Origin of the sequence: Streptomyces spongiae (genome assembly GCF_009377185.1) — a bacterium.
GTDB classification, from domain to species: Bacteria; Actinomycetota; Actinomycetes; order Streptomycetales; family Streptomycetaceae; genus Streptomyces; species Streptomyces spongiae.
Genome location: NZ_VJZC01000906.1, coordinates 1 through 2,726, shown reverse-complemented (window position 1 = coordinate 2,726; position 2,726 = coordinate 1). Strand labels below are relative to the sequence as shown.

At 73.6% G+C, this 2,726-nt stretch carries 3 protein-coding genes; all 3 read left to right on the top strand.

Features of this window, described 5'->3' with window-relative positions:
* The first annotated feature begins 193 nt into the window (after nucleotides 1-193).
* Nucleotides 194-1,111, top strand: coding sequence for an aldo/keto reductase (locus tag FNH08_RS48500; RefSeq protein WP_407704604.1), 918 nt, complete (start codon nucleotides 194-196; stop codon nucleotides 1,109-1,111).
* A gap of 32 nt (nucleotides 1,112-1,143) precedes the next feature.
* Nucleotides 1,144-1,929: an HpcH/HpaI aldolase family protein gene (locus tag FNH08_RS48495; RefSeq protein WP_152778276.1), complete on the top strand. Its 786-nt coding sequence runs from the start codon at nucleotides 1,144-1,146 to the stop codon at nucleotides 1,927-1,929.
* Nucleotides 1,929-2,726: phosphoglycerate dehydrogenase (locus FNH08_RS48490; protein ID WP_152778275.1), on the top strand; the 798-nt coding region annotated here is incomplete at its 3' end. The genes FNH08_RS48495 and FNH08_RS48490, both read left to right, overlap by 1 nt.

Here is a 2,726-nt window from a genome sequence, read left to right as displayed (position 1 = left end):
TCCCAGCCCCCAACCCCCACCCGCGACACGCGCATCGGACACACGACAGCGCACCACCGGCACGACTGGCGCCACCGTCGCCCCTGGCACCACCGGCACCGCTCGCATCACCGCCTCGGAAGGAAACGCCGTGACCGTCGGCATCGAACTCCCGCACGTCCCCGTCCCACTGTCCCGTCTCGTCCTGGGCACGATGACCTTCGGCGACACCGCGGACCGGACGACGGCCGCGTCCATGCTGGACGCCGCGCTCGACGCGGGCATCACCGGCGTGGACACCGCCAACGGCTACGCGGGCGGCGAGAGCGAACGCATCCTCTCCGAGCTCCTGCCCGGCCGCCGTGACCGGATGGTCCTCGCCACCAAGGCCGGCATCCCGCACCCCGACCAGGGCGACCACGCGCCGCTCTCCCCCGAGGGACTGCGCGCCGCGCTCGACGGCAGCCTGGGGCGTCTGGGCACCGACCACGTCGACCTCTTCTACCTGCACCAACCGGACCGTGCGACGCCGGCCGCCGAAACCCTGGCGACCGTCGCCGAGTTCGTACGGGAGGGCAAGGTCCTCGCGCTCGGCGTCTCCAACTTCGCCGCCTGGCAGATCGCCGAGCTCAGCCGCGTGGCCGACGAGGTCGGCGCGCCCCGCCCCGTCGTCGCCCAGCAGTTGCACAACCTTCTCGCACGGCGCGTCGAGGAGGAGTACACCGAGTACGCGGCGGCAACCGGTCTGCGGACCATGGTCTACAACCCGCTCGGCGGCGGCCTGCTCACCGGCCGCCACACCTTCGAACAGGCCCCGGACAGCGGCCGTTTCGGCGACTCCAAGCTGGCCGCGATGTACCGCGCGCGCTACTGGAACGAGGACCTGTTCCGTGCCGTCACCGACCTCACCCGTATCGCCTCCGACGCGGGCCTGCCGCTGACCGCCCTCGCCCTGCGCTGGCTGCTGTCCCGCCCCTCCACCGACGCTCTGCTGCTCGGCGGTTCGAAGGTCGAGCATCTCAAGGCCAACATCGCCGCCGCTGCCGAGGGAGAGCTGCCCGCCGAGGTGCTGGCCGCCTGCGACGAGGTGGGCGCCCGCCTGCGCGGCCCGATGCCCGCCTACAACCGCTGAGACCTCCCACCCCGACCGTTACGGAGACTTCCATGGCCACCGGCCGCACCTCAGCCGAGTTCACCGCCGCCCTGCGCGCCCGCGAGCGGCTCATAGGCTACTGGTCCCTGCTCGACTCGCCGATCGCCGCCGAGCGCCTCGCCCGCGTCGGCTACGACTACCTCGCCTTCGACGCCCAGCACGGACTCTTCGGCTACCAGGGCATGCTGAACAACCTCCTGGCCACCGACACCAAGGGCAGCACCGCCGTCGGCATGGTGCGTGTGGAGGCCAACGACCTCACGTACATCGGCAAGGCCCTCGACGCGGGCGCGACCGGCGTCATCGTCCCGCTGATCGACAACGCGCGGGACGCCGCCGACGCCGTCGCCGCCGTCCGCTACCCTCCGCTGGGCCGCCGCTCGTACGGGCCGATGCGCGCCCAGCTCCGTATCGGACCCAACCCGGCCGACACCCACGAGCAGACTGCCGTCCTCGCGATGATCGAGACGGCCGACGGCCTCGCCAACGTGGAGGAGATCTGCGCGACGCCCGGCCTCGACGGCATCTACGTCGGCCCGTCCGACCTGCGCCTGGCCATCGGCGGCGCGACGTCCACCGACCCGTCCGTCCAGGAGGAGTTCGAGCAGGCCCTGGCCCGTATCAGCAAGGCGGCCGAGGCGGCGGGCATCGCGGCCGGCATCCACAACGCCGACGGGGCGAGCGCGGCCCGCCGCCTCGCCGAGGGCTGGACGTTCGCCTCGGTCGCGGCCGACGTAGTCCACCTGCAGCAGGTCGCCACGTCCCACCTCGACGCGGCGCGCGGCGGGGCGTGCTGATGCCGACCACGCTCATCACCACGCCCACCTTCGCACGGCATTCGGCGCGCCCCTGGCAGATCCTCGACGAGGCCGGGGCGGGACCGCTCCGCCCGTGCGCCGACGCGGCCCTGCCCACCGCCGAACTCCTCACCCACGCCGCGCAAGCGGACGCCCTGATCGTCGGCATGGACCCCATCACCGCCGAGCTACTGGACGCCGCCCCCCGCCTCAAGGTGATCGCCAAACACGGCGTCGGCGTGGACACCATCGACGTGGCCGCCGCCCACGCCCGCGGCATACCGGTCGTGTGCGCACCGGGCAGCAACTCCCGCGCGGTGGCCGAGTACACCTTCGGCCTGCTGCTGTCGGCGACGCGCTCCCTCACCGCCTCGCACACCGCGGTGGCGGCGGGCGGCTGGCCGAAGCTGTTCGGCCCCGAACTGCACGGCAAGACGCTGGGCATCGTCGGCTTCGGCCGCATCGGCCGCCTGCTCGCCGGCTACGCCCTCGCCTTCGGGATGCGTGTGCTCGCCCACGACCCGTACGTCTCCGGCGACGACGTCCGCGCGCAAGGCGCCGAACCGGCCGCCCTCGACGACCTGCTGGCCCGCGCCGACGCCGTCAGCCTGCACACCCCGCCCGACCCGTCGGGCACGCCGCTGCTGGACCGCGCCCGCCTCGCGGCGATGCGGCCGGGCGCGATCCTCGTCAACGCGGCGCGCGGCGGCCTCATCGACCAGAGCGCGCTCGCCGCCCTGCTGCGTTCCGGGCACCTCGGGGCAGCGGCCCTCGACGCCTTCAGCACCGAACCCCTG